The 25,187-nt window shown below is 39.5% G+C and carries 21 protein-coding genes; 8 read left to right on the top strand and 13 right to left on the bottom strand.

All coding sequences use genetic code 11. From position 1 onward, the window contains the following. Positions 1-3: 3 nt before the first annotated feature. The 3 genes from FZF09_RS07045 to FZF09_RS07035 all read right to left on the bottom strand — a co-directional run bounded on the left by FZF09_RS07045 (position 4) and on the right by FZF09_RS07035 (position 2,307). The gene (locus FZF09_RS07045; RefSeq protein ID WP_158735872.1) at positions 4-1,008 is read right to left on the bottom strand and encodes a CobW family GTP-binding protein; all 1,005 of its coding nucleotides are present in this window, start codon (positions 1,006-1,008) and stop codon (positions 4-6) included. 15 nt (positions 1,009-1,023) lie between these two features. Next, entirely contained in the window at positions 1,024-1,350 is a 327-nt protein-coding gene (locus tag FZF09_RS07040) for a hypothetical protein (RefSeq protein ID WP_158735871.1), read from the bottom strand. An 81-nt stretch (positions 1,351-1,431) separates the two neighbouring features. After that, on the bottom strand, positions 1,432-2,307 hold the full coding sequence (locus FZF09_RS07035; RefSeq protein WP_158735870.1) for a polysaccharide deacetylase family protein: 876 nt from the start codon (positions 2,305-2,307) through the stop codon (positions 1,432-1,434). Between the two features lie 211 nt (positions 2,308-2,518). Between FZF09_RS07035 and FZF09_RS07030 the strand changes: the two genes are divergently transcribed. From FZF09_RS07030 to FZF09_RS07005, 6 genes are all read left to right on the top strand, one after another. After that, entirely contained in the window at positions 2,519-4,231 is a 1,713-nt protein-coding gene (locus FZF09_RS07030) for a sigma-54 interaction domain-containing protein (RefSeq protein WP_158735869.1), read from the top strand. A 49-nt stretch (positions 4,232-4,280) separates the two neighbouring features. Next, positions 4,281-4,484, top strand: a complete 204-nt coding sequence (locus FZF09_RS07025) for a hypothetical protein (RefSeq protein WP_158735868.1) — start codon at positions 4,281-4,283, stop codon at positions 4,482-4,484. Positions 4,485-4,569: 85 nt separating this feature from the next. Further along, positions 4,570-5,355 (top strand): carbon-nitrogen hydrolase family protein, encoded by a 786-nt coding sequence (locus tag FZF09_RS07020; RefSeq protein WP_158735867.1) that lies wholly within the window; start codon positions 4,570-4,572, stop codon positions 5,353-5,355. Positions 5,356-5,417: 62 nt separating this feature from the next. Next, a complete protein-coding gene (locus FZF09_RS07015) occupies positions 5,418-6,890 on the top strand; it encodes an NCS1 family transporter (RefSeq protein ID WP_158735866.1) in 1,473 nt (490 codons plus the stop codon). Positions 6,891-6,960: 70 nt separating this feature from the next. Continuing rightward, the gene (locus FZF09_RS07010) at positions 6,961-8,202 is read left to right on the top strand and encodes a M20 family metallo-hydrolase (RefSeq protein WP_158735865.1); all 1,242 of its coding nucleotides are present in this window, start codon (positions 6,961-6,963) and stop codon (positions 8,200-8,202) included. 321 nt (positions 8,203-8,523) lie between these two features. Continuing rightward, positions 8,524-9,876, top strand: coding sequence for a bifunctional folylpolyglutamate synthase/dihydrofolate synthase (locus tag FZF09_RS07005; RefSeq protein ID WP_158735864.1), 1,353 nt, complete (start codon positions 8,524-8,526; stop codon positions 9,874-9,876). Positions 9,877-9,879: 3 nt separating this feature from the next. Here the strand turns inward: FZF09_RS07005 and FZF09_RS07000 are convergent, their stop codons facing one another. From FZF09_RS07000 to FZF09_RS06975, 6 genes are all read right to left on the bottom strand, one after another. Continuing rightward, positions 9,880-10,674: an ATP-grasp domain-containing protein gene (locus FZF09_RS07000; RefSeq protein ID WP_158735863.1), complete on the bottom strand. Its 795-nt coding sequence runs from the start codon at positions 10,672-10,674 to the stop codon at positions 9,880-9,882. Positions 10,675-10,890: 216 nt separating this feature from the next. Then, positions 10,891-12,360, bottom strand: a complete 1,470-nt coding sequence (locus tag FZF09_RS06995) for an APC family permease (RefSeq protein ID WP_158735862.1) — start codon at positions 12,358-12,360, stop codon at positions 10,891-10,893. A 353-nt stretch (positions 12,361-12,713) separates the two neighbouring features. After that, positions 12,714-13,055, bottom strand: a complete 342-nt coding sequence (locus tag FZF09_RS06990) for a hypothetical protein (RefSeq protein ID WP_158735861.1) — start codon at positions 13,053-13,055, stop codon at positions 12,714-12,716. A gap of 2 nt (positions 13,056-13,057) precedes the next feature. Then, positions 13,058-13,972 (bottom strand): selenium metabolism-associated LysR family transcriptional regulator, encoded by a 915-nt coding sequence (locus tag FZF09_RS06985; protein ID WP_158735860.1) that lies wholly within the window; start codon positions 13,970-13,972, stop codon positions 13,058-13,060. Between the two features lie 107 nt (positions 13,973-14,079). After that, positions 14,080-15,849, bottom strand: coding sequence for a sulfoacetaldehyde acetyltransferase (gene xsc, locus FZF09_RS06980; RefSeq protein WP_158735859.1), 1,770 nt, complete (start codon positions 15,847-15,849; stop codon positions 14,080-14,082). A 245-nt stretch (positions 15,850-16,094) separates the two neighbouring features. Beyond that, positions 16,095-16,817: a GntR family transcriptional regulator gene (locus FZF09_RS06975; RefSeq protein WP_158735858.1), complete on the bottom strand. Its 723-nt coding sequence runs from the start codon at positions 16,815-16,817 to the stop codon at positions 16,095-16,097. A gap of 296 nt (positions 16,818-17,113) precedes the next feature. Here FZF09_RS06975 and ald point away from each other — a divergent pair, with 296 nt between their 5' ends. Further along, entirely contained in the window at positions 17,114-18,247 is a 1,134-nt protein-coding gene (ald, locus tag FZF09_RS06970; RefSeq protein WP_158735857.1) for an alanine dehydrogenase, read from the top strand. A 14-nt stretch (positions 18,248-18,261) separates the two neighbouring features. After that, a complete protein-coding gene (locus FZF09_RS06965; protein WP_158735856.1) occupies positions 18,262-19,623 on the top strand; it encodes an aminotransferase in 1,362 nt (453 codons plus the stop codon). 623 nt (positions 19,624-20,246) lie between these two features. Here FZF09_RS06965 and FZF09_RS06960 read toward each other — a convergent pair. The 4 genes from FZF09_RS06960 to FZF09_RS06945 all read right to left on the bottom strand — a co-directional run bounded on the left by FZF09_RS06960 (position 20,247) and on the right by FZF09_RS06945 (position 25,184). After that, entirely contained in the window at positions 20,247-22,055 is a 1,809-nt protein-coding gene (locus tag FZF09_RS06960; protein WP_158735855.1) for an L-lactate permease, read from the bottom strand. A 210-nt stretch (positions 22,056-22,265) separates the two neighbouring features. Continuing rightward, positions 22,266-23,003: a 3-oxoacyl-ACP reductase FabG gene (fabG, locus tag FZF09_RS06955; RefSeq protein ID WP_158735854.1), complete on the bottom strand. Its 738-nt coding sequence runs from the start codon at positions 23,001-23,003 to the stop codon at positions 22,266-22,268. Between the two features lie 75 nt (positions 23,004-23,078). Then, complete coding sequence (locus FZF09_RS06950; RefSeq protein WP_199256757.1) at positions 23,079-23,483, bottom strand: cobalamin B12-binding domain-containing protein; 405 nt, start codon at positions 23,481-23,483, stop codon at positions 23,079-23,081. Between the two features lie 18 nt (positions 23,484-23,501). Next, positions 23,502-25,184: an acyl-CoA mutase large subunit family protein gene (locus FZF09_RS06945; RefSeq protein ID WP_158735853.1), complete on the bottom strand. Its 1,683-nt coding sequence runs from the start codon at positions 25,182-25,184 to the stop codon at positions 23,502-23,504. Positions 25,185-25,187 lie beyond the last annotated feature (3 nt).

Here is a 25,187-nt window from a genome sequence, read left to right as displayed (position 1 = left end):
TTCTTAAATGCTTTCTTGGTATTCCATTAATTGCACATCGCTTCCAATGTAATGTTGGAAGGCTTCTAATGAACGAAGGATATCCCAAGGATCAATATATCTAACGATAAATACTAAAAACGACTGCGACACATTTACCGGCCATTTATCAAGATGCTCTGGTGGGTGAATAATATGCTGCACGCCATTTAAATTTACCGGCGCCACTTCTCCCACATCCAGTATTCCTTTTACTCTCAACACATTCTCGCCATGAGTGTGAAGCAGTAAGCTTAACCATAAGGTAAATGCCGTCCAGTCGAGAGCGTCAGAAAAATGAAACGAAATAGATTGAACTTGAGAAGATACTCCTGCTTCATTTAAAGACGACGGGGGCCGCTGCTTATAAAAAGGTTCATCTACTTTTAATTTTTGAAGAACATTAACATCTACCACACCGTTGTTACCTTCGAAAATGGTAATGGAAGGATGAATACTTTTAACCTGTTGAATCACTTTTTCTTTCTGCTGCGCTGTTACTAGATCATTTTTTGTTAAAATTACATGGTCGGAAACGCTGATTTGTTTTACGAATTCCGGGCTGTTCTCAAATTGAAGCTGAGCATTTTCGACATCTACTGTTGTTAAAATTAGTTCCACATCAAAATGATTTCGCAGCAGCGGATTGTGAAGAATAGTGAAAATAATTGGAGCGGGATCAGCAAGCCCCGTTGTTTCAATAATAATTCGCTTATAGCCTTCTTCTAGCTGCTCATGCTGAAAGAGCAATTCTTTTAATTCTTCTTCTAAATCTTCACGAGAGTTACAGCACATACATCCCGAGTTAACGAGAGAAATTTTTTCTTGAGACTTTCGGAGCAGATGATGATCCAAACCTGCTTGTCCAAATTCATTCACAATAACTGCAATACGGCGGTTATCTATTTGTTGAAGTAAATAATTTAATACTGTTGTTTTTCCACTACCGAGACAACCAGTTACAATCGTGATTGGAATTTTATTACTCATATAGCACCTTCTTATCTATGAAGACTTCAACTTTTGCAGTAACAAAGGATCAAGGGGGTCAATTGGATGACCAATGAGTTCCTCAGCGTGCTTCCAAATTTGTCCTAAATCTTGGATGACTGCCATTTTTCCTTTCTTATTCATAATAATGAATTTACTGTTATTCCATTCTTTTAACGTCAACCCATATGACTCGAGCAAATCGTTGCATATTTTTGTACGCAAATTTCTCGAGCGTTTCCGTTCTCTTTGGTGCTGTCCTGCTACCACTGTATCCAGTTGTTTTCTCTCCATATCTGTCCAATGAATCTGTTCGACAAACTCTCCGCAGAGGATACACATGATATACTCCTCCTAACCTTTCACCAAGACTGTCTCCAAAACATTATTAAGCAGCGGAGACAGTCTTGGTGCAGTGTTATATTATTTAGGCTGACGTTTTTTGAAGTCATCAGCAATTTCATCAAAGGTTACCCACTTTACCCCTTCATGGGAATTTATATGTTCTATTAAACGTTCGTGCATTTTCAGCACCTGCGGCCGACCACTAACATCTGGGTGAATCGTCATAGTAAAGGCTGCATAATCCATGTTTTCATACACCCAGTCAAATTGGTCTACCCACATATCCTCAATGTCGCGCGGATTCACAAAACCATGACTATTTGGAGATCCTTTTATAAACATCATTGGCGGCAAGTCATCTAAATACCAGTTTGCTGGAATTTCAATAAGGCTTGTCTCTTCGCCGCGTACTAATGGCTTCATCCACTCTGAAGCTGGCTTGCTGTAATCAATCTTTGTCCATTCATCTCCTACTCGAACGTAATAAGGTGTAAAGTCATTGTGCATTAAACTGTGATCGTATTTAATTCCATGCTTGTGCAGTAATTCGTTGGTTACATTAGAAAATTCCCACCAAGGTGCTACGTACCCAGTTGGTTTTTTCCCTGTAAATTCTTCTATTAGATTAATAGATTTCAGTAATACTTCTTCTTCTTGCTTGGGGGTCATAGCGATTGGGTTTTCATGAGAATAACCGTGTGCGCCAATTTCATGACCAGCGTCTACTATCATTTTTGTTTGTTCAGGAAAGGTTTCAATTGAATGGCCCGGAACAAACCATGTTGTTTTCAAATTATATTTTTCAAACAAATTTAATAGTCTTGGGGTGCCAACTTCTCCGGCAAACAAACCTCTTGAAATATCATCTGGAGAATCTTCCCCGCCATATGATCCTAACCATCCTGCAACTGCGTCTACGTCTACTCCATAAGCAACTAAAATTTCTTTTGTCATTTTTATCCTCCTTGAAATAAGTGTCGCAAAATAATAATGCAAATCTCGTGCCAATTGCTAATTATCTATTAAAAATAACATATTAGCGGGTATATGTTACTATTAAAAACATAATTATTTTACTTTTTTTCAAATTTCATCATCATTCAACAAATAAAGTGGCATTTCTGCAAAATATTTTGCATTTTTGCAAAGCAAGGAGGCTGATTAAATGAATAACCTGCAAGATTCTAACCGAATAGAACAAGTGACACGTTTATTTTCTTCTAGTTCCCTTTCTCTTTATATTAGTGATTACGATGGAAAGATTTTGCACAAAGACATCAAACATCCTATAGAAGAGGAGGTGGAGTTCAAAGGGACGTTAACAATAAACGCTAGTGATAGTGATCTCCTTTCCTCACCGACTGATCTATTTACAGATGTTGTCATTATAAATCAAGAGCATTACCAGTTATTTCATTTTGAGATAGATGAAGAGCTGTTTGCCACTTTAATAGGTTATATTGACCCTATTAAAAGTCATGATTCTCAATATTTCAAAGAGCTAGGTGAAGATTTAAAAGCCATCTTTGACTCTTCTTATGATGTGATTTACGTATCAGACAACGAAGGCAATACGTTACGTGTTAGTCAATCTTGTGAAAGGCTGTGGGGAAAAAAAAGGGAAGAGCTGATTGGAAGAAACGTTCGAGAACTGGAGAAAGAAAATGTTTATAGTCCCTCGGTTACGCGCTTAGTATTAGAGAGAAATGCCAAAGTTTCTTCCATTCAAACGACACACACAGGCCGGCGTCTAATGGTAGTAGGCACCCCTATTCGAAACAAAATTGGTGCTATCGAGCGCGTTGTCAACGCATCCCGGGATATAACTGAAATTACAAAAATGCAAGATGAAGTTCAGGAGATGCGAAAGTTAATTGAGGGATATCGTTCTGAATTACAACAATATAGAAAAGAGCTGCATAAAGAGACAAAAATAGTTGCCAACAGTTCTAAAATGAAGCAAGTGATTAAATTAGCTGATCGTATAGCAAATGTTGAATCTACAGTACTTATTCACGGTGAATCGGGTGTCGGAAAAGAAGTTATTTGTAATTATATTCACCAAAACAGTCACCGGCATAACAAGCCATTTGTAAAAATAAATTGCGGCGCTATTCCTGAAAATCTACTTGAATCAGAACTTTTCGGTTATGTAAAAGGAGCTTTTACCGGAGCTAATAAAGAAGGAAAAATGGGCGTTTTCGAACAAGCAAACGGCGGCACTATTTTACTCGATGAAATTGGAGAAATGAATCACTCGCTTCAAGTTCGCCTGCTGCGAGTTTTGCAGGAGCGCAAAGTAATAAGAGTCGGTGGAGCAAAGCCTCTGCCGATAGACGTACGAATCCTCACAGCGACAAATCGCGACCTGTTAAAAGAAGTAAACAACGGGAACTTTAGAGAGGATTTATATTATCGTCTAAATGTCGTGCCTATTTCCATTCCGCCACTGCGAGAGCGAAAAAAAGATGTTGAAGCACTGCTGCAATTTTTTCTTGATTTTTATAATCACAACTATGCTCGTAGAGTTTTACTCTCAGAGGACGCTAAAGAAGCTCTCCTGGATTATTCCTGGCCGGGAAATGTAAGAGAACTGCAAAACATGATCGAAAGAATTGTTGTTATGAATGAAAACACAACGATTGAGCCACAGGATCTTCCCGTAGAAATCACTTCTCTTCATTCTTCAAATTTAGGGGTTACAGTTCAAGGGATCGTCCCTCACAAACAATGTATGGAAGAAGCAGAGAAGCAGCTGCTCCTTATGACTCGTAAAAAATACCGGACGTTGACCAAAATGGCTCAGGCTTTAGAGGTCAACCCCTCCACCATTAGCAGAAAACTGAATAAATATAATATAAAAGAACCGTCTGAATAGGCGGTTCTTTTTTTGAAAGGTAAGAAATTATAAATAGTTGGCGTTTTACATGTCTAGCGCAAGCGCCTACTTGCTCGAGATTCCTTCGGTTCGTCAATGGAAAGCAAAGATCAGCTTTCCATATGCCGCCCCTCCAGGACTTGTCGCTCGTGAGCAAGGCGCTTGCGCTTTTCTTATTACTTCAGTTTGCAATATTGCAAACTCCCTTTTCGAAATGCAAAAAATTCGAACTCCTCTATTTTATCGCTTATGAAAATAAAGGAAATGGCACATTTTCTAACTTGGCACGGTTTTTGCAATTCAATAACTACGAATTAGTTATAGAAAGGTTGATCGTTATGAAAGTCGCAGCAGTGCAAATGAACCCAGAATTAAATAATAAGGAGGCGAACAAAGAAAAAACACTTCGATTTATTAGTGAAGCCGTTCAACAAAACGCTAAAGTTATTGTCATTCCAGAACTTTTTTCTACGGGATATCGGGTCGAAGAAAATGATTTCGAACTTTCCGAATCGATTCCTGGACCTACTACGTCATGGCTTGAAGATATTTCAAAACAATATGATGTTACTTTAATTGCTTGTATTTTAGAGACAAGTCATATAACAGGATACGTATATGACACGGCCTTCATTGTTAGTCCAAATGGTTTGATCGGAAAGTATAGGAAAGTTCACCTTTGGGACCAGGAAATAAAAAGATTTTCAACAGGAGACGAGTTTCCCGTTTTTGACGTCGAAGGTTATAAAATCGGCATGCAAATTTGTTATGAAATCGGCTTCCCAGAAGGCTCACGAATCTTGGCATCGAAAGGCGCGGATATCATTGTATATCCATCCGCTTTTGGGAAGAAAAGATTATACGCTTGGAACATTGCCTCTCGTTCTAGAGCACTCGAGAACGGCTGTTATGTTATTGCCGCCAATCGGATTGGAATAGAAAAAAATGAAACGGAATTTGGAGGGCACAGTAAAATTATTAACCCTCAAGGAGAGGTTCTCAATGAAGCAGGCGCCGAAGAAGGTGTGATCGTAAATTCCATAGATAAAAAATCGATCGCCACACAACGCGTGAATATTCCTTACCTTCGAGACTTAAAATACGACTTGTTTTATAGAAAATAAGAGAAACTGAAACCTATTTGATTATTGCAGCTGCCTGGTTATATTTTTAAGGGGGTAATGTAATGAAAAAGAATACTTTGATATCAAAAGATATTGTCCCAACATTTGGTCGTCAAAGGGTTATTTCTGGTTTAGGTTTTTTTAATATTTGGGTTGGAATGGCTGTTATTATTGCAACATTTCAAATCGGGGCAAATGGTATTGATTCCATGTCCTTATTTGGTTTAATTACTGCCATTTTAATAGCTAACTTCATTATTGCCGTTGTAGGCAGTTTAAGTGGAGATATCGGCATCGAACATGGCCTATCTTTCGCTGCTTATATGCGAGCACCTTTTGGTTCAACTGGGGTCCATTTTCCAGCGATTAGTCGTGGTATTGTTGCCGCTATTTGGTTTGGTGTCCAAACGTATCTTGGAGCAACCGCCATTAACTACATAGTGAACAGCTTAACTGGTTTTGACTCCTGGTTTTTTTGGTATGTTGCATTTGCATCGGTTCAAATCATCAACACTGCGTTAGGTATTAAAGCCATTGACCGATTTGCTGTCATTGCAGCTCCTTCCATCATCATCATTTCGATTTGGATTTTCTTTCGAATGGAAAACTTGGCTGCAGACCAAGGGATAAACATATTTTCTTATGTAGGTACCGAACAATCTACTACCTGGTTTCTTGTCATGATTGCTAATATGGGATTTTGGTCAGCCTTAGCCGTTGATATTCCAAATATTACACGTTATGTTAAAGCCCCGTCTCATGAACGAAACTGGTTTAAGCGAAACAAAAACAATTATTTACCCCATATTATTGCCCTTCCTTTAGTGCAAACGTTTATGGGTGTCATTGGAGCAGTCAGCCTTCTAGCTACGGGGCTATGGAATCCAATTGAGGTTATTCAAGAAACAGCTGCCGGCATTGTCATGGTAATACTTTTACTCATGGTTGTGCTTGCTCAATGGTCGACCAACACAGCTTCTAACTTAATACCTGCCTCTCTTACATTTGTAAACGCGGGAGCCAAAATAAACCTTTCTTATGTTACTGGTATTGTTTTAGCTGGGATTATCGGCACCTTATTTCAGCCATGGGCGATTTTAGACCAGTTATTCTTATTTTTAGGGTATTACGGTGCGATTTTATCTGCAGTAGCAGGGATTATTATTTGTGACTATTATGTGATTCGCAAACGAAGATTGAATGTAAGAGATTTATATGAGCCAAATGGCCAATTTCAATATGATTCCGGTGTTAATTGGGCTGGTATGATCTCCTGGATTATAGCAGGTTCCCTTGCTGTTTTTTTCATTGATTATATGTATATCATCGGATTCCCGCTTGGGTTTACACTATATTACATTCTGATGAAAACCTGGTATTTAAAAAAACACCCTCAAAAAGAAGTCTTGTCAGAATACTCGGATGATTACCTAGGTACAACGGTAGGAAGAGACTGGGTTATTGAATTAAATAATGCTTCAGAAGGGGAAGACAGCAAACCAGCAGTCAAACCTTCCGAACCTAAGAAGGCATAAACATCGTTGAAAGAGCCAGGCCTAAAGCAGCCACTTTAGGTCTGCCCTCTTTTATGAAGGAGAGATTTTGATGACGGCAGAAATAGAAAACAATTTAAAAGACTATATAAAAACCTTGTCCACCTATACCAGCACGGAAGAAGGAGTCACGCGCGTCGTCTATTCTGAAGAAGATGAGCATGCCAAGCATTACATAAAACAAAAAATGTTTGATCTTCAACTAGAGATCACAGAAGATGAAATCGGAAATATATTCGGAATATGGAAAGGTACCAACCCGTCCCTGAAATCCTTTTGGACCGGATCACACATTGACGCCCCAACTCATGGGGGAAAATACGATGGAGTAGTTGGCGTCATCAGCGCCCTAGAAGCTATTCATCACTTGAAACAGGAAGGCATGCAGCCAGAACGTGACATAGTCGTTGTTGTATTTGCTGCTGAAGAGCCTACGAAATTTGGTATAGGTTGTTTGGGCAGTAAAGTTCTAACCGGAAAGGTCGAAAAAGAGGAATTAAAAAACTTTCGAGATAGTAATGGCCATTCTTTAGATGAGATTTTGAAAAAAGCAGGAAAAAAAATAGACGAGATTCCATACCAAAAGCTCCAACCTGAGCGCATTCATTCTTTTTTAGAACTGCATATTGAACAAGGCCCTATTTTGGAAAGAAAGAATATAGACATAGGAATTGTTGATGTGATTGCTGCTCCTACCGAGATGAATGTAATCATTTATGGGGAACAGCGGCATGCCGGAAGTACTCCTATGGATGAACGAAAAGATCCTTATCCTGCTGCTGCTGAAGCAGCTTTAGCGTTAGAAGAGTTAACAAAATCAGTAAGCAGCTCTAGTGTAGGGACCATTGGAAACATATCTGTTACTCCCGGAACGAGTAATGTTATCCCTTCACACGTGGAATTTTCTGTGGATATTAGAGACACCACCACCGTTAAAAAAGATAAAATAGTAACATGTTTATTAGAAAAGATTCGTGATATCACCTCAGCTAGAGGCCTAACGTATTCATACACGATTCAAAGTAACGATACCCCATCCAAAATGGATGAACAAGGGGTTGAAAAGTTAAAAAACCTTTGTGAGAAACTGGGTTATAAAAGTTACGTAATGAATAGTGGTGCTTATCATGATGCTATGGTGCTTGCTTCATGTGTTCGGGCTAATCTCCTATTTGTTCCGAGTTATAAAGGAATTAGTCACGCACCTAGTGAACATACGGATATTATTCATCTAATAAAAGGGACAAAGGTATTAATAGATTATATGAAAACAGAATGTTTTAACCAGGCTTGAGTTTGTTTTTTGTCTACTTATTCTTCGGATTTTCTTGTTTTTCACGCTTTGCCGGTCACCTAGACCACTTCTTGGTGACCGGCCTTTTCGTTTCCTTCGCTGCTAAAAGGTCCTTTTTTTCCTTTCCCCAGCCCTCTGTTATTGACCATTTTCTCGGTTCAGCAGCTGCGGATGCTTAAACTTTCTTGACAAACAACGCCCTTCCTTCTTCAGATGATTGATGTAAGAGAAAAATTTTAATCTCAGCTGCTTTAGGAGTACAATATTACTGACAAACGACATATCATTTTCGGTAGCAATAAAATGAGCGAAGGAGTTTTTATGAAAATTCATACACAAAAAGAAGCGGAAGATTTAATATACGCGTCTTATTTACGAGCGATAAATAGCATAACTGAAAATAGTGATGAAAAAGCAAAAAAACCAGAGCTAACGAGAAAATTGCTTGATTATGCTGGTTCTCCTGATAAAGGAGAAAAATATATTTTGGTGACAGGGAGTAAAGGAAAGGGATCCACGTCGCGGTTTATTTCTTCTTTACTCAGCCATCTTGGGTTTAAGGTCGGATTATTTACATCGCCTCACTTAGTAAAATTTAATGAACGGATTCGAATAGATGGAAAGGCTATACCCGAAGATAATTTTATCCGGATGAGTAACAAGATAAAAAATGGATTTGACGCAATAGAAAAAGAACTGCCGCCTGATCAATACCAGGGCCCGATTGGTATTGCCCTGGCCCTGGCTGTGCTGTATTTTAAAGAAAATAAAACAGACATTAACGTAATCGAGTGCGGCAGAGGCGGGAAATATGACGATACAAATGTTTTAGATAATAACTGGGCTGTCATTACACCGATAATGAAGGAACATATTCACCAGCTCGGCCCTGACATGAGCGACATTGTCTTACATAAATTAGGTATTATAAAAAGCAGCACTAATTATGTGTATATCAATAAACAAACAAAAGACGTCTTTCCTATCATAGAAAATCTTTTGAAAAACAAAGAAGGTATATCTTATTATAATCAACAATTTCGTTCTGAGAATGTTTTCATAAAGGAACAGGGAACGTCCTTTGACGTACACACTACAAATGGAAGCTATGACAATGTAACAGTCCCGTTACTAGGAGAATTCCAAGCCATCAATGCTTCGGCTGCAGTCAAAGTCTGTGAGGATGTCATTGGCCAGGCAATAGATGATGACATACTGACAAAATGCATGGAGGATATAAAATGGCCCGGCAGATGCGAGGTAGTAAAAAAGGAACCAACTATCATCTTAGACGGGGCCATTAATGAATCTTCTGCTAAGTATATAAAGGACGTAATACATGGCATACACAAATCCGGGGAAAAAAATATCATTTCGATTGTAGGTGTTCCTAAAGATAAAGATTACCAGGGTGTGATTCGGGTACTAAGTGACGTTTCTCAGCAGCTATTCATTACAAAACCAGATATCTCTCATTTGACGTTCCCAAAAGACGCACTGGAATATGCTCAAACCATCTTGCCGGAAAGCAAAGAATTTGCCTACCTTAATGAAGCCCTCGACTATGCTCAAACGTCAACAGAAGCAGATATCATATTAGTTGTTGGGACACAAACTTTCATTGGAAATGCCAAACGATGTTTAGGCCACTCTTTATTAGATATAGGAAAATGATTGTTAAAGTGTTTCAAACCGTTTGTGGATAGCCTCTCGATATATTCCAGAAATGCTTTCTTTCTCTTCTGGGTTGTCCCTTAAATAGTTTTCAAGCATCACTTGATCATTTACTTCTAACACGAACAGCCCATGAGACGTATCCAATATATCAACGGAACAGTAGTTTAACTCTAAGGCATGAGAGGTTCTGCCGGCTATTTCTCCTAAAAAAGGCATCCTCTCTTTTTCCATATGCTTAGAAAGAGCCCCATTAATAAGATTATGTTTCCAAGAGTTTGTCCGCTCTTTTTTTAAAAAGAGTTTTGGCGTTCCGTATAACGTAATCACTCTATATTCAAAGGTAGACGCGTAAAACGGAGAGATTGCCACACTGACATGGAGTGAAAACAAGTAATCGAGCGTTTCTTTCAGTTTTTCTAGATTGTCAATTTTGAACACATTATTTCCTTGCGCCCCATTATCAGGTTTTATTACTACGTTTTCATTAAATTTAAAAAACAGATCCTCCGCCTGTTGAAAAGGATCGCTCGTCTGAAACCTTGAATGTTTGTTTAATAAAAAAACATGTTCAATTGCCTTAATGTCACGGAATGCGAGCACATCATACGTTCCACTTTTGCTTGCCGCAAGCTTTGCGGAAGAACTTGTATTTAACCCCATTTCCAGGTCATTCATCAAAAATGTCTTTTCTCCCTTTTTCACTTTATAAAGATAATCCGGCGTAATTTCCTCAAACGTAATCCCATCATGTGCGACAGATTGTTGAATCATCGATAAATAAGGTCTGTTTGTCATGTCTGCTTCTTTCCTTTTATGTTTTTGTACGCTGCTCGAAAAATTTTCTTTTAAAAGCAACACTACTATGGTATCAAAAATATACAAAAAACTTGAAAAGAAAAAAAGATATAGATGTGAATATCTTCGCGGTATAATATCTTTCTAAGGGATATTAAACTAGATGGAAGCTGCCCCAAGTGATTTATCACGTTTGGAGCAGCTTCTTTCTTGTCTTTAATTTATATTTTCTACTTTTTCATCCCTGTTTGGTATTTCTCCTAATATTAAATATCTTAGTTCGTCGTCTGATATATTATTTAATTCTTTCCGTTTTTTCATATAAAACACTACTCCCAGAATAACCCATACTACTAACGCTATTCTTGATTCCATCCCTAAAAAGGCTGGGGAACTTGGGATTAGCAATAACCCCATGAAAATAATACTAGCGGTCATCCCTATTAAGGAAATGAGTTTCTTTCTAGGACTTACTGTTTCTACTTGAAGCGCACTGCCGTCATGATTGGACCACTTGAACATAGAGTAGGCTGTATAGCACGTATAAAAATAGGCAATGGAAACACCGATGGCTGACATATCAACAATCCACAGCAATACTTCTCTTCCAAACCAGGGGGCAAGCATGGCAATCATCGTCGTAAAAATAATTCCTAAGTGAGGGGTATTGTACTTCGGATGTAACTTTGAAAATCCTTTTGGTAAAAATTTAGCTCTCGACATGGCAAACAGTAACCGTGAGGCAGACATGATAAAGCCGTTTAACCCGGTAAATATCCCCATCGTTAAAGCTAATACTAAAATTGTCAGGCCAAAAGCTCCTAACATGTCAACTACGGCTGCTCCTGTCCCCCAGTCAACGTTTTGATTTGCTAGTTCCTCCCATGGCATGATTAAAGCGGTTGTATAAACCATCGCACAGTACAAAATAGCTGCAGCGATTAATGCAAAAATAATTAAAGAAAAAGCTTTTTTTGAAGAAAATTTAAATTCTTCAGCTGCTTGCGGGACATTATCAAAACCTACATACGCCCAAGGTGCAATTGCAACGATCGATATGATTGCTGCAAATGCTGTTTTATCTGTTGGAAAATAAGGCTCAACATGACTAACGCTGGACCCCGGATTGAAGCCAACCGTGATTAAAAGGGTGAAAATACTCAATACCATTACACTGCAAAAAATGAATTGCATTCTTCCAGAAATGACCCCGCCCTTTATGTTGAAATAAGTGAAAATCCCTAGAAGGAGTGTAGCTGCCATGATTTCAAATAGATACACATCCCATCCGGCAATCTGATACATTTGCAAGTTCTCAACAAGGCTTGGAAAAACAAACTTAAACATCAAAGCAAAGGCTGAAGCATTTAGTGCAACAATACAAATATAACCAAGGGTTAAAAACCAGCCGCATACAAAGGCGTGTTTCTTCCCCAGACTTATAAATGCGTAGGTAAACTCTCCGCCTGAAACAGGAAAAGATTTAATCAAAACACCATAACTGACTGCTATAAGCATCATCAATAATGCACCTATAACAAAACCTAGCATAACTCCTAACGGTCCAGCATCAGACATCCACACAGAAGGTTGTACAAATGCACCCCAACCAATGGAAGAACCAAGTGCAATCGCCCAAATCCAATGTGGCTTAAATGACTTTTTCAAAGTAGGTCTGTCACTCATATTCAAAAACCCCTTTGCACATTTTTATAACAGTGCGGCCGCTGACTGTTTATTTTTTTAAGTCCCCCATAGTCTCTTTCACGTGAAGATTGTGCTCTCATTTCAAAACCGAGCTCATCCTATCCTCCTTTTTCAAAAGATATATTGGTACGGACATCCTAACCCCTTGTTACAATTGAACCACATTCTTTGAATTATCGCACTATTTATAATTAATAAAATATTAAAAATGTTAAATGAGCTGTATTTGAAATTTTTATGAGAGATTATGTAGCTAGAGATATAGGTGTTATTTTGCCAAGTCTTATGTTGAAACAGATATGAGATTGCAAAGGAGAACCACTACCGGTCCTTTACATGCCTCTTTCCTTATATTCTATTTTTTGCAGGTACACATTACTATTTGCTATGACCTCTTCGCAACATTCTATTGTTTTAATGCGGGCTGTAGTGAACTCTCCTCTATGAGCAAAGGTTCTCACACAAAGTAAATGATTATATAAGTTCGTTAATGGTAAATACAAGGAAAGGTAAGATAGTTTTTTAGCGTCTTCTAGGAATTCGCTGCTGATTTGTTCTACAGCATTTGCTGCTACAGAAATAAATGTCTCGATAGTGGATTCATTTATTTCTCTGCACAACCCCGTTACATATAAATTCATTTCTTTTATACGCTGATATTGTTTAAAGTCCACTTTCAGTCCTCCTTTACTTGTTGGTTGGAATCATTCTTCCGTATTAACGATAGAAATTTTTCGGACACTAAAGACAATGGTTGATTCTTTTTATAAATAAAATAAAAACAGCGGGTGAGCTTGACGCCTTGAATAGGAAACGTTTCAAACAAACCAAGAGACAATTCTTTTCTTATGGCATGTTTGGATAATATAGACACTCCAAGCCCTGCTTCTACTGCTGTTTTAACAGCTTCCGTACTTCCCAGCTCAAGGACAACATGTAAGTCTTCTGGGGAGATTCCATTATTTTTCAAGTGCTGATGAACAACCGTACGCGTTCCGGACCCCTTTTCTCTCAAAACAATTGGAGTTGTACTTAGTTCTTCAATGGTAATTATCTGTTTAGGTTCAGTAAAGTATCCCTTTCTAGCAACCAATAAGAGTTCATCAGACATGAAAGGCTCCATTTCCAAAACCGGCTCCTCTAGCTCAGCTTCGATAAGCCCAATTTCCAATTCTCCATTTTTAACCATTTCCGCAATATACTGACTATTAATGATTTCTGTATTTAATTCGACTCGGGGGTACTTCATTTTAAATTCATAAAGCAAGGAAGGAAGAATATTTTCACCAATCGTTAAACTGCTAGCGATGATCAATTTTCCGTGCAGTTCACCTAGCAATTGGTGAATGTCATTTTGAGCTTGAATTTGAATGTTTATAATTTCTTTTGCATATGGATAAAGTGTTTTAGCCGCTTGTGTTAATTCTACATACTTTTTAGTCCGAACAAATAGCGTGGCATTGATCGTACTTTCAAGCGCCTTAATTTGTGAAGTAATGGTAGGCTGTGATAAATAAAGAATACGTGCCGCTTCGGAAAAGCTTTTTTGATCTGCAACAGTCAAAAAGGTCTTTAAATGATCATGGTTCAAAGCTAATCCCACCTTTCTTATGGCATCAAAAACCAAAAATATAATAATATGCACTAAGAAGAAACAGCCCCTGAACATGACATACACGTCCAGGGACTTCTTATTTGTTACCAATTACGGTGATCAAGATGTGCATATTTGTCGAGATGGCGCACTGGCATTTTCAGGGCATCCTTTCGAAACGGCGGTGCGAGCTGCGTGCCGTCGACTTTGATGTTTAATACGGTAGGGCGGTCTGAATGCAGCGCTTCAGTAAAGGCCCGTTTTAAATCTTCCGGATTATCCACTGTTTCTCCGGCAGCTCCCATGCTGCGAGCTACTTCGGCAAAATCCGGCCCTTCAATATCCGCTCCAACAAAACGATTATTATAATAGTCTACCTGATTTTTCTTCTCCGCGCACCAAGCACCGTTATTAATGACACACGCAACAACTGGAATCTTTTGTTCGACGGCGGTGCTTACTTCATGCAGACTCATCCCCCATGCTCCGTCCCCGGCAATCGCAACAACCGGAGCTTCTGGGTTTCCTTTTTTGGCTCCAATAGCTGCTGGGTAAGCAAATCCGCAATTCCCAAATGTAAGGGCCGCCAAGTGTTTCCGCGGTTCATTAAACCGCAGATACGAATTGGACGTAGACGACGTGTTCCCTATATCAGAAGTAACGATCGTATCATCGGTAAGGAGGTTGGATATCTCCAGTAAAGCCCGGCGCGGATTCATCGGTTCTCCATCCTCCATCGCGAGCTCTTCAATCTCTGCCACCCACTTCTGACGCTCTTCTTTAATAGACAGGCGGCGCTGGGTGTCGACCGGACGTTTAGGATCTGCTTGGCTGAGACGAGTATACAGTTCTTCAGAGACATCTTTGGCATCCCCTAAAATGCCGCATTCAATCGGATGGGTTCGTGCGATGTTGCGGTGGTTGATATCCACTTGAATAATTTTCGCATTTTTCGGGAAATAGTCAATATCATAAGCTGGTAATGTTCCAAATACCGATAGACGGGTGCCGATTGCTAGTAATACATCCGCGTCCTGTAAACTGCGCATCGCTGATTTAGCTCCCATATAGCCAATCGGTCCTACTGCTAATTCATGGTTCCACGGAAAAGCGTCATTATGCATATAAGACGTCGCCACTGGTGCCGATAAGTGTTCAGCGATATTTTTTACATCCTCTATCGCATCAGCGTCTACAACACCGCGACCGGATATAATCGCAGGCTTCTTCGCATCTTTTAACAGTTCAACTGCCGTATCAAGCGCTGCCGAATCTCCAAATCCACGTTTGGTTACGCGGTACTGATGCGGCTGCAGAATTTGTTCTTCGATTTCACCAAAAAATAAATCGCGCGGAATATCAAAGAGCACCGGTCCTTTTTCGGCATATGCAATCCGAAACGCCGTCCGCAGACAATCAGCCACCCTGCTGACATGAGGAACCTGCACGGTTTCTTTTGTGATCGATTCAAAAATCGACACTTGATTTGCTTCTTGGAAGCCATCCCAACCTATGGTCGGTGTTCCGGCAGATGGGGAGATGACCACCATCGGCGTGTGCGCCAAATGAGCCGCTGCGACCGACGTAACCATGTTTGTGATTCCCGGGCCATTTTGGCCAATAACTACTCCTGCTTTGCCGGTTACACGCGTATACCCATCGGCCATATGGGCTGCGCTTTGTTCGTGACGTACTGGAATAAACTCAATCCCTGCCTCTGGCAACAGATCTAACATGTCCATAAAAGCAGAGCCCAGGATCCCGTACATATGATCAATGCCTTCAGCAACAAGGGTTTCTACAATAGCTTCACTTGGTGTCATTTTCACCTTCTTTTCAAAATGAATGCCTGTTGGTGTTTGTGTCTGCATCATGATTCCTCCTTTATTTAAATAAAAAATAAGTAGAGATGAAAACGTGTTTCCTTTCTCGCTTTCATTGGAAGTGGTACGGACGACAGGACCACATCATCCGTAATGATATAATGAAATGAACAATGTACACTTTTATTAAAACAGAATTTTCTAAAAAAATAAACAACTATTTTTATTTTTCTTATTATGAAGTGTGATTGAAGCCATTAAAAAATGTAATAATTGAAGGCGCACTTACTAGCGCCCTAACCGTTTTTACGTTCTAAATCAATCGAAAAAGAATACATATCCGGACGGAAATAGCTATTTGAAAATTCTATCCATTGCTCATCCGCCGATGTAATAAAGCGTTCTGAAATTAATACGCTTTCATCTTCTTCCAATTGGAGTAATTCTGAGTCCTCTTTCTCGATCTTGCCTACTTTTATCACTTGCTTTGCTTTATTCAACCGAAGCAGCAATTTATTTTCCAACAAATCATAAATCGTTTCTGTGTTCAAATCAAATTGAGTTAACTGCTTTCCTATGTCTAATGGGTAATAATCATTTTCTAACGCAATGGGATGTCCATCTGCAAAGCGAAGCCGTTTAATAAAATAGACCGTTTCATCATCGACCATATTTTGCAGCGGCTCTGGAGGCTGTGCTTCCCCATGGGTTATTAATTGCACTTCGGGTTGAAGATTCATTTCCGTAATCGTTTCTGTCGTGCTTTTTAAATTCCCGAGCCAGTCTTGAATGGGTTTAGGAGAAACAAATGTCCCAACACCATGTCTTTTAATTAAAAGACCTTCTTTAACTAAAGATGAAATAGCCTCTCGTACGGTACTTCTGCTCACTCCATATTCATCCATAAACTCTCTTTCACTTGGAAGACGATCCGAATAAAATCCGTTATTGATCCGTTCTGACAGTTTCTTTTTAAGCTGTGCATGTAATGGCAATGGGTTTTTATAATCTAGTTTCATCTTATCCCTCATTTCTATTTCGTTTGTCTACATTATAGATTGGTATCACTGTTTTTCCAATGATTTAATAATACTCCCTCCTTTTATTATTTCAATCCACTTCTTTCGTTATCGTTTATCATCTTTACATTTCCATATCTATTACTATTTTAAATAATCATTATTAAAAAAACAAAAAAATTAATTTATTTAAAACATTGTGACAATTTATGTTTTGTGTTTAAATGAAAATATAAATCAAGTGGTTAGGTCGTCCGTACCAATTGCTTGTTGTTTAAATAAAGGAGGTTTCGTCTATGCAAATTGGAATTCCAGCTGAAATTAAAAATAATGAAAAAAGAGTGGCAATTACGCCAGGCGGCGCAGCTAACCTATTACGGGCTGGACATGAAATCATCATTGAAACGGAGGCTGGTGCAGGAAGCGGATTTAGCGATGAAAATTATCAGGAAGCCGGCGCCTCCATTGTTCAGACAGCAGAAGAAGCCTGGTCTTGTGAGATGGTTATGAAAGTAAAAGAGCCACTTGAAGAAGAATTTAGGTTTTTCCGAGAAGATCTTATACTATTCACCTATCTTCATCTTGCAGCCGAGCCTAAGTTAACGAAAGCGTTGCGAGATAGTAAAGTCACAGCCCTTGCCTATGAAACGTTGACACTTAAAGACGGATCCTTGCCTCTGCTTACTCCAATGAGCGAAGTGGCTGGACGAATGTCTGTTCAAATTGGTGCTCAATTTCTAGAAGGTTCTAAAGGCGGCAAAGGTGTTATGTTAGGCGGCGTTCCTGGGGTGCCGCCAGCAGCAGTGACAATTGTTGGAGGAGGTATTGTCGGAACGAATGCGGCCAAAATGGCGCTTGGATTAGGTGCTAGAGTAAACATTTTAGACATCAGCTCTAAACGCCTTCGGGAACTGGATGATCAATTTAATGGGCAAGTAACGACGATTATGTCTAACCCTCATAACCTTTATGAAGCCGTAACGACTTCAGATTTACTAATAGGTGCTGTTTTAATACCAGGTGCAAGAGCACCCAAACTAGTGAAAGAAAGCATGGTTCAGGACATGAATGAAGGTTCTGTTATTGTAGACGTTGCTATAGATCAAGGTGGTTCGATTGAAACAATTGACCGCATTACCACACACGATGCACCTACTTACACAAAATATGGAGTCGTTCACTATGCGGTTGCCAATATTCCGGGTTCTGTCTCTCGAACATCTACCCTTGCTTTAACAAACAATACGATGCCTTATGCTCAAGCCATTGCATCGCTTGGACTTCAAGAAGCAATTAACAAACATCCAGAACTAACATCTGCCATAAACACCATAAACGGAAGCATTGCCCATCCCGCTGTTGCAGCAGCCCATGACATGACGTATGAACCTTATGAAGATTTTTTAAAAGCAAAAACGATGACAGTATAAGGAGGAGTCGTATTATGGTTCAACAAAAAACGGAAGAAAATAGACTTGCCCAGCAAGACCATGACCATCTTTGGCACGCCATGCACAAATACAACCCAGATGCTCCCCCCATGATCGCAGCACACGGTGAAGGTTCCTGGTTTACGGATATGGAAGGAAACAAGTATATGGACGGTGTATCTGGTTTATGGTGCTTAAACCTTGGCCACGGCCAAACGGAAATTACAGAAGCTGCCAAAAATCAAATGGACACACTGGCTTATTTCCCGCTAACCTTCAGCCATCAACCAGCGATTGAACTTTCCGCTAAATTAAGTGAACTGCTTGGCGGAGGGTATCGTACTTTCTTTTCCAATGGAGGATCCGATGCGAACGAAACAGCCTTTAAAATAACAAGACAATACCATAAACAAACCGGAAACCCAGATAAATACAAGTTCATTTCCAGATATCGTGCTTATCATGGAACCACAATGGGGGCCATGAGTGCGACTGCCCAAGCCCAGCGCCGCGTCAAGTACGACCCAGGTGTCCCAGGATTCCTGCATGTTCCGCCTCCTTACGCTTATCGCAGTACATTTAACAATCCTGAACAAGACGATGAAATGGCTGCAAACTTACTTGAACAAGTGATCATTTGGGAAGGAGCAGAAACCGTTGCTGGTTTTATTATGGAACCTTATATATCAGGCGGCGGTGTCATTAAGCCGCAATCTGACCGCTATTTAAAACGAGTTCGTGAAATTTGTGATAAATATAATGTCCTTCTTATTATCGATGAAGTAGTTTCTGGGTTTGGACGCACCGGCCAAATGTTTGGGTATATGCACGCCAAAGGAGTACAGCCGGATATCATCACAACAGCAAAAGGCTTAACAAGCGGCTATCTTCCCTTAGGTGCTACATCTATTAAAAATGAGATCTATGAAACGTTTAAAGAAAACGACGGAAACAATCATTTCCGTCACGTTTCCACATACGGCGGTCATCCAGCAGCCTGCGCCGTTGCTTTAAAGAACATTGAAATTATTGAACGAGAAAATATCGTTGGACGAGTGGCCTCTCTTGATGAAAAAATTCTTAGTCAGTTAAAAGAGTTAGAATCTCACCCCTATGTTGGTGAAGTACGAGACATCGGTTTTCTATATGGATTGGAATTAGTTGCAGATAAAACGACAAAAGAACCAGTAAGCGACGCATATATCGGCAGTATTCTTGGGACTTGTAAAAAGAAAGGACTAATTCTCGGGAAGAATGGAGATACCGTCCCTCAACTTAATAATGTTCTTATCGTTGCTCCGCCATTAACCTCCACAGAAGAAGATTTGCAGTTTTTGGTTCAAACGTTAACAGTAGCATTAAACGATGCTAGGTGATAAGGAAGTTCATTTATGCCGATTAACTCGATGCGTATGAAACGTGTTTATATGACGGAAGTATTACTCGTTTAGCTAAACGGTATTCTAGACGAGTTGGAGTTATTCAACGATTAGTTACCCATTTGCCTGAAAAATCAGAACACATATTGTTGGAATTTAAAAGAAGGGCAATTCGTAAAGGCATTATAGAGGCTGCCGCAAGTATTTTTTCTGCTAAAAAAGAGCTTCCCCTGCTGGTAAAAAGTACAAGGAGAAGCTCATTTTCCTTTGGATCTTCGATGCATGATCATGGAAGATGCTCTTCAGTTCGAAGGTAAGATTATAAGATAATGTCAAAGCATTAGATCAATTAGTAAAGAATCCGAGCATGGAATGCTTGTGTTTGAGCAAGAAAATTTTAATAAAAAAAGTAAGGTTAGAAAATATCATGCAAAAAGTGCGGGCAAGTCCCTATGGCAATGGACTCACCCGCTTTTTCTGTTTTGTTAAAGTGTACCGGCATCTGGGCCCATTGGGTTAGTAGTCCCTAGACTGCTTCCTAATGGGCATTTTTTGTGCATTTGAACAGAAATCTACTCTCATAGAAGAGTGACAACATTTTTAACTAACTTGTAAAATGATCACTTAGCCGACTCTGATTTTACTTCGTTATCATAATGGACATGACTATTATAATTCTTGTCTTTATTTTTATATAAGATTAATAGATAAGCGGTCACGAATACGATAGCTACAACATACCACAAATTGAAACCTGGACTGGTAAACGCCATACCAAGTAATCCGGCGGTGATGAGATAATAGACGAGCGGGATAAGTGTTTTTCGCATGATTAATCCTTCTTTACCAAATAGCCCTACTGTTGCTGCTGCTGCTACAACATTATGAACGGTAATCATGTTTCCTGCCGCACCACCAACAGCTTGCAATGCAACTACTACTGCAGCTCCCGAAGGGCCAAGTCCAATGCCTTCCGCCGAACCAAATTGGAAAAGAGAAAACATCATATTACTTACGGTATTACTTCCCCCAAGAAAAGCTCCCAGTGCTCCTATAAATGGAGCAACAAACGGCCAGAACTGACCAACTATACTAGCTGCACCTTCTGCCAACATCAACGGCATACTTGCATACATTTCAGAACCAGAGTTAATAAATACTTGTGCCATCGGAACAGCAAACAATAATGCAAAGGCAACACCAGCTAATGTATTCAACGAAGAGGTCCACGCCTGCTTATATGCCCCTTTACGGGCAGACATATTGTGTATAAAGTACGTCGCAACGGATGCTACGACAAAAAGAAAACCTGGCACATGAAAAGGCTGCGTATCAACGGTCATACCTGAACCAAATACATTTTCAAACGTTATAGAAAACTGTGTTAATACGTTTTCAAAACCAGCAATGCTTCGTGAAGTAACTAATAATAAGGCAGCCAGTACATAAGGAAACCAAGCCTTAAATAAATTCATGCTTTTTCCTTGAATCTCCTTTTTAGATGCATCTTGGAGTTCACCAATCCATTCCGGCTCCCACTTACTTCTTTCTTCAAAATCAAATACCTCGGATTCTTTTGGTTGGAACCAACCCGCACGTGCCGCTGGAACTACGATGAGAAGGCCGATCGCTCCGCCAAGTAAAGATGGGAACTCAAATCCTAAAAAGCTTGCGATTAAATAATACGGTACAACAAACGACAAGGATGCAAAAACTGCAAATTTCCAAATCTTAAAACCTTCAGCAAAGGAGCGGGACTTTCCAAAAAAACGCGTTAAAATCCCAGCCATAAGTAGAGGGATAAGTACCCCAATTATTCCGTGTGTCAGCGCTACCTGCACACCAATGGTATAAATGTACTCAGAGAATGATTGGTTATTTAAGGCAGATAATACGCTTTCTTGTCCTTCTAATCCGGTGGTTACTCCGAGAAGAATAGGCAGTCCAATCGCACCAAATGACACGGGAGTACTTTGAATGATGAGAGCTACAGACACGGCAGCCAGTGCTGGAAAACCTATTGCTACTAATAGAGGAGCTGCAATCGCTGCTGGAGTTCCAAAGCCTGCCGCCCCCTCAATAAAAGAACCGAAAAGCCAGGCAATAATAATAGCTTGAATACGGCGGTCAGGAGAAATGCTGACAAAGCTTTGTCGAATCGTTTGCAGTGCCCCGCTTTCTTTCAAAGTATTTAACAAAAGAATGGCACCAAATACAACCAAAAGCATTTCCAGGGCACTCATAATCCCCGTTGCAACAGCACCGCCTATTTGACTTCCTTCCGTTCCCCAAAACCCCATGGCCACTGCGATTGTTAAGACTAAAGCAATAGGCATTGCCTTGGCCGCAGACCAATTTAAAAATACAATTAAACTAAACACTACTAAGATAGGTAATAAAGCCAGCAGACATAATAAACCTAATCCCATTTCAAAACCTCCTAATGGTTTTTATTTAAGTAAAACATATTGCTTGTATAGACATAATTTTTACATAAATTGGAATATTCAGTTATATATAAACCCAAATCAACCTTTGTTTATTGTCTATAATGAAAGCGCTATCAATACATTTTATAATGATGCCGTGTTACTTACCGAGTAACACGACATTCATATAAATATGTTAAATGTTACCCATTAAACGACTAATCCTCCATCCACACTCAAAACAGTTCCGTTAATATAGGAAGCATCGTCAGAAGCTAAAAACAAATAAGCTGCGGCTATGTCTTTTGGTTTACCTAATTTTTTTAAAGGTGTTTTTTCCTTCATTTTATTCAAAACTTTTTCTGGTACTTTAGATGTCATATCGGTTTCTATAAATCCAGGAGCTATTGCATTTACTCTTATTCCTTTTGGACCAAGTTCTTTAGCCCAACTTTTCGTCAAACCAATTAGTCCAGCCTTTGTGGCTGCATAATTAGTTTGTCCTACATTTCCATATATGCCAACAACTGAGGAAGGGCTTAAAATAACACCTGATTCTTGCTTAATCATGATATCAGCAACCAACTTTGAGCATTTGTATACCCCTGTTAAGTTGACATCGATAACTTTTTGCCACTGTTCCTCAGGCATATCGGTAAGGAAACCATCGATCGTAATGCCAGCGTTGTTTACCAAAATATCAACACGTCCGAATTTTTCCATCGTTACATCCACCAAATTTTCAACCTCTTCTGATGAAGTAACATCTACTTTAACAAATAAGGCTTGGCCATTTGCATTCAGTTGTTCTATCAGTTGATCTCCTGCCTCTTGATCTACATCTGCAATAACCACTTTAGCCCCGTTGTCAAGGAACGTTCTTGCTGTTTCTTCCCCTATGCCTTTGCTTCCCCCTGTTATTATCGCGACTTTCCCGTCTAATTTCACGAATAGACCTCCCACTTTCAGCTGGTGATTTTATTAAAGACCCCTTGCTAAAATACTCAAGGGATCTTTTGTATGTTATTTTACGTTTTCTTTCTCTAATTCACTTTCCACAAAGGAGACGATAGAATCTACTTTCGTTTCTGGACCAAATACTTCTGCAATCCCTTTCTCTTTTAGAGCAGGAACATCTTCTTCTGGGATAACCCCTCCCATGATGACCATGATGTCGTCTATTCCTTTTTCTCGCAATAACTCTACTACTTTCGGTCCTAATGACATATGATTACCACCAAGGGTGCTCAGTCCAATAACATCGGCCCCTTCCTGAATGGCTGCTTCAACAATTTGCTCTGGAAATTGGTTTCCTAAATACACAACTTCCATACCGGCGTCTCTAAGCATTCTTGATAGAACCACAATCCCTCTCCAATGAATATCCAGTCCTAACTTAACCGTTACAATTTTAATTTTTTTGTCCATTTTTATATCCCACCTTTTTTATGCTAACGGAAACTGCCATAATCCAAACTCTTCACGGAACACTTCTTCGATTTCACCGAGCGTACAATAAGCTTTCACAGCATCTTTAATATATGGCATTAAGTTTGTGTCTTCGTGACATTTTTCTCGTAATACATTCAATTTCATTTCCACTTCTTGGCTGTCTCGTTTGTTTCTTAGTTTTTCTAGTTTATCTTTTTGTCTCTTCTCTGCTTCTTCAGGATATCGGAATACTTCTACTTCTGTATCTGACTTTTCAGTTGGGAAATGGTTCAAACCGACAATTTTACGTTCTCCACTTTCAATGTCTTGCTGCATCTGATAGGCGAAATCAGAAATTTCACGATGGAGCCAGCCGCTTTCGACGACTTTTACTATACCTCCTTTATCTTCAATTTCCTCAATATAATTCCGAATGCGTTTTGCCATTTCATTTGTGAGATTTTCTACGTAATAAGAACCTGCCAATGGATCCACCGTATTAACTACGTTTGTTTCTGCTTGAATAATTTGTTGGGTTCTGATTGAAATTAAAGCCGATTCCTCTGTTGGAGCTGAGTATGCTTCATCAAATGAATCGATGTGCAAAGATTGCGCTCCGCCGAGTGTTGCAGCAAGACCCTGAATAGCAGATCGAGCAATATTGTTATAAGGTTCTACTTTCGTCAAAGTAATTCCGCCCGTTTGAACGTGGAAACGCATGAGCTTAGATTTTTTCTCTTCTGCATTGAACCGGTCTTCCATAATTTCTTTATAGACAATTCTTGATGCACGACATTTTGCAATTTCTTCAAAGAAGTCATTAAATAGATTCCAGAAAAAGGACAATCTTTTTGCAAACGCATCTACGTTATTCCCTCTTCGAATTAACTCTTCTGTAGTGGCAATAGCATTTGCTAATGCACAAGCAACTTCCTGTATCGCCGTAGTCCCAGCCTCTCTTAAATTGTAGCCATTGTAACTTACTGGATTCCAACGCGGCAGGTTTTGGGATGCATATTCTATTGCATCGCACTGCAATCGAAAACAATGCTTAGGAGGCAATATTTCTAATGAACTTCCAATAGCCGTCTCCATCAAGAAATCATTTTGGTTTGTACCAGATAGTTTTTCTAGCGGGATATCTCTTTTTTCTGCTAACGCAGCGAACATAGCCATCAATACTACTGTAGTGCTTGGTAAGTGCGTTACAATATTGGTAGAAATTTCATCGATGGGAATGCCGTCATATAGAGCTTCCATATCATCCAGAGAATCAATTGCAACCCCGGCAGCACCTACATGTCCTTCGGCCTCTTTATCGTCGGAATCATACCCTCTAATCGTTGGAAGGTCTAATACAACACTTGTTCCTGTTGCACCATTGTTAAGAAGAAATTTGAAACGTTCATTTGTATCTTCAGGTCCCCCAAATCCGGCAATTTGGCGAACGGTAAACAATCTCCCTCTATACATATTTGGATAAACACCGCGGGTAAAAGGGCTCTCCCCTGAAAAACCATTATCTTTTAAGTAATCCATATCTTCAATGTCAGCTGGTGTGTAAAGTAAATCCATAGGAATACCCGAATCTGTAAAGTATTCTTTATCACCGGACTTGTCTTTTAGTGTTTCTTCTTTCCACCGTGCTTTCTCTTTTTTTATTTCTTCGATTGCTTCTTTGTTAAATAGTTGTCCCATAAT

It is taken from the genome of Alteribacillus sp. YIM 98480, assembly GCF_009765375.1.
Taxonomy (GTDB): Bacteria; Bacillota; Bacilli; order Bacillales; family Marinococcaceae; genus Alteribacillus.
This window is presented reverse-complemented; position numbering and strand designations above follow the sequence as displayed.

Excerpts from the sequence above, each read along its gene's own strand:
- FZF09_RS06975 (WP_158735858.1), bottom strand. The coding sequence starts at position 16,817 with ATGAAACTAGATTATAAAAACCCATTGCCATTACATGCACAGCTTAAA.
- ald (WP_158735857.1), top strand. The coding sequence starts at position 17,114 with ATGCAAATTGGAATTCCAGCTGAAATTAAAAATAATGAAAAAAGAGTG.
- FZF09_RS07025 (WP_158735868.1), top strand. The coding sequence starts at position 4,281 with ATGTCTAGCGCAAGCGCCTACTTGCTCGAGATTCCTTCGGTTCGTCAA.
- FZF09_RS06945 (WP_158735853.1), bottom strand. The coding sequence starts at position 25,184 with ATGGGACAACTATTTAACAAAGAAGCAATCGAAGAAATAAAAAAAGAG.
- FZF09_RS07030 (WP_158735869.1), top strand. The coding sequence starts at position 2,519 with ATGAATAACCTGCAAGATTCTAACCGAATAGAACAAGTGACACGTTTA.
- FZF09_RS07040 (WP_158735871.1), bottom strand. The coding sequence starts at position 1,350 with ATGTGTATCCTCTGCGGAGAGTTTGTCGAACAGATTCATTGGACAGAT.
- FZF09_RS06995 (WP_158735862.1), bottom strand. The coding sequence starts at position 12,360 with ATGAGTGACAGACCTACTTTGAAAAAGTCATTTAAGCCACATTGGATT.
- xsc (WP_158735859.1), bottom strand. The coding sequence starts at position 15,849 with ATGATGCAGACACAAACACCAACAGGCATTCATTTTGAAAAGAAGGTG.
- FZF09_RS07000 (WP_158735863.1), bottom strand. The coding sequence starts at position 10,674 with ATGACAAACAGACCTTATTTATCGATGATTCAACAATCTGTCGCACAT.
- FZF09_RS06965 (WP_158735856.1), top strand. The coding sequence starts at position 18,262 with ATGGTTCAACAAAAAACGGAAGAAAATAGACTTGCCCAGCAAGACCAT.
- FZF09_RS07015 (WP_158735866.1), top strand. The coding sequence starts at position 5,418 with ATGAAAAAGAATACTTTGATATCAAAAGATATTGTCCCAACATTTGGT.
- FZF09_RS07005 (WP_158735864.1), top strand. The coding sequence starts at position 8,524 with ATGAAAATTCATACACAAAAAGAAGCGGAAGATTTAATATACGCGTCT.
- FZF09_RS07020 (WP_158735867.1), top strand. The coding sequence starts at position 4,570 with ATGAAAGTCGCAGCAGTGCAAATGAACCCAGAATTAAATAATAAGGAG.
- FZF09_RS07010 (WP_158735865.1), top strand. The coding sequence starts at position 6,961 with ATGACGGCAGAAATAGAAAACAATTTAAAAGACTATATAAAAACCTTG.
- FZF09_RS06960 (WP_158735855.1), bottom strand. The coding sequence starts at position 22,055 with ATGGGATTAGGTTTATTATGTCTGCTGGCTTTATTACCTATCTTAGTA.
- FZF09_RS06950 (WP_199256757.1), bottom strand. The coding sequence starts at position 23,483 with ATGGACAAAAAAATTAAAATTGTAACGGTTAAGTTAGGACTGGATATT.
- FZF09_RS07035 (WP_158735870.1), bottom strand. The coding sequence starts at position 2,307 with ATGACAAAAGAAATTTTAGTTGCTTATGGAGTAGACGTAGACGCAGTT.
- FZF09_RS07045 (WP_158735872.1), bottom strand. The coding sequence starts at position 1,008 with ATGAGTAATAAAATTCCAATCACGATTGTAACTGGTTGTCTCGGTAGT.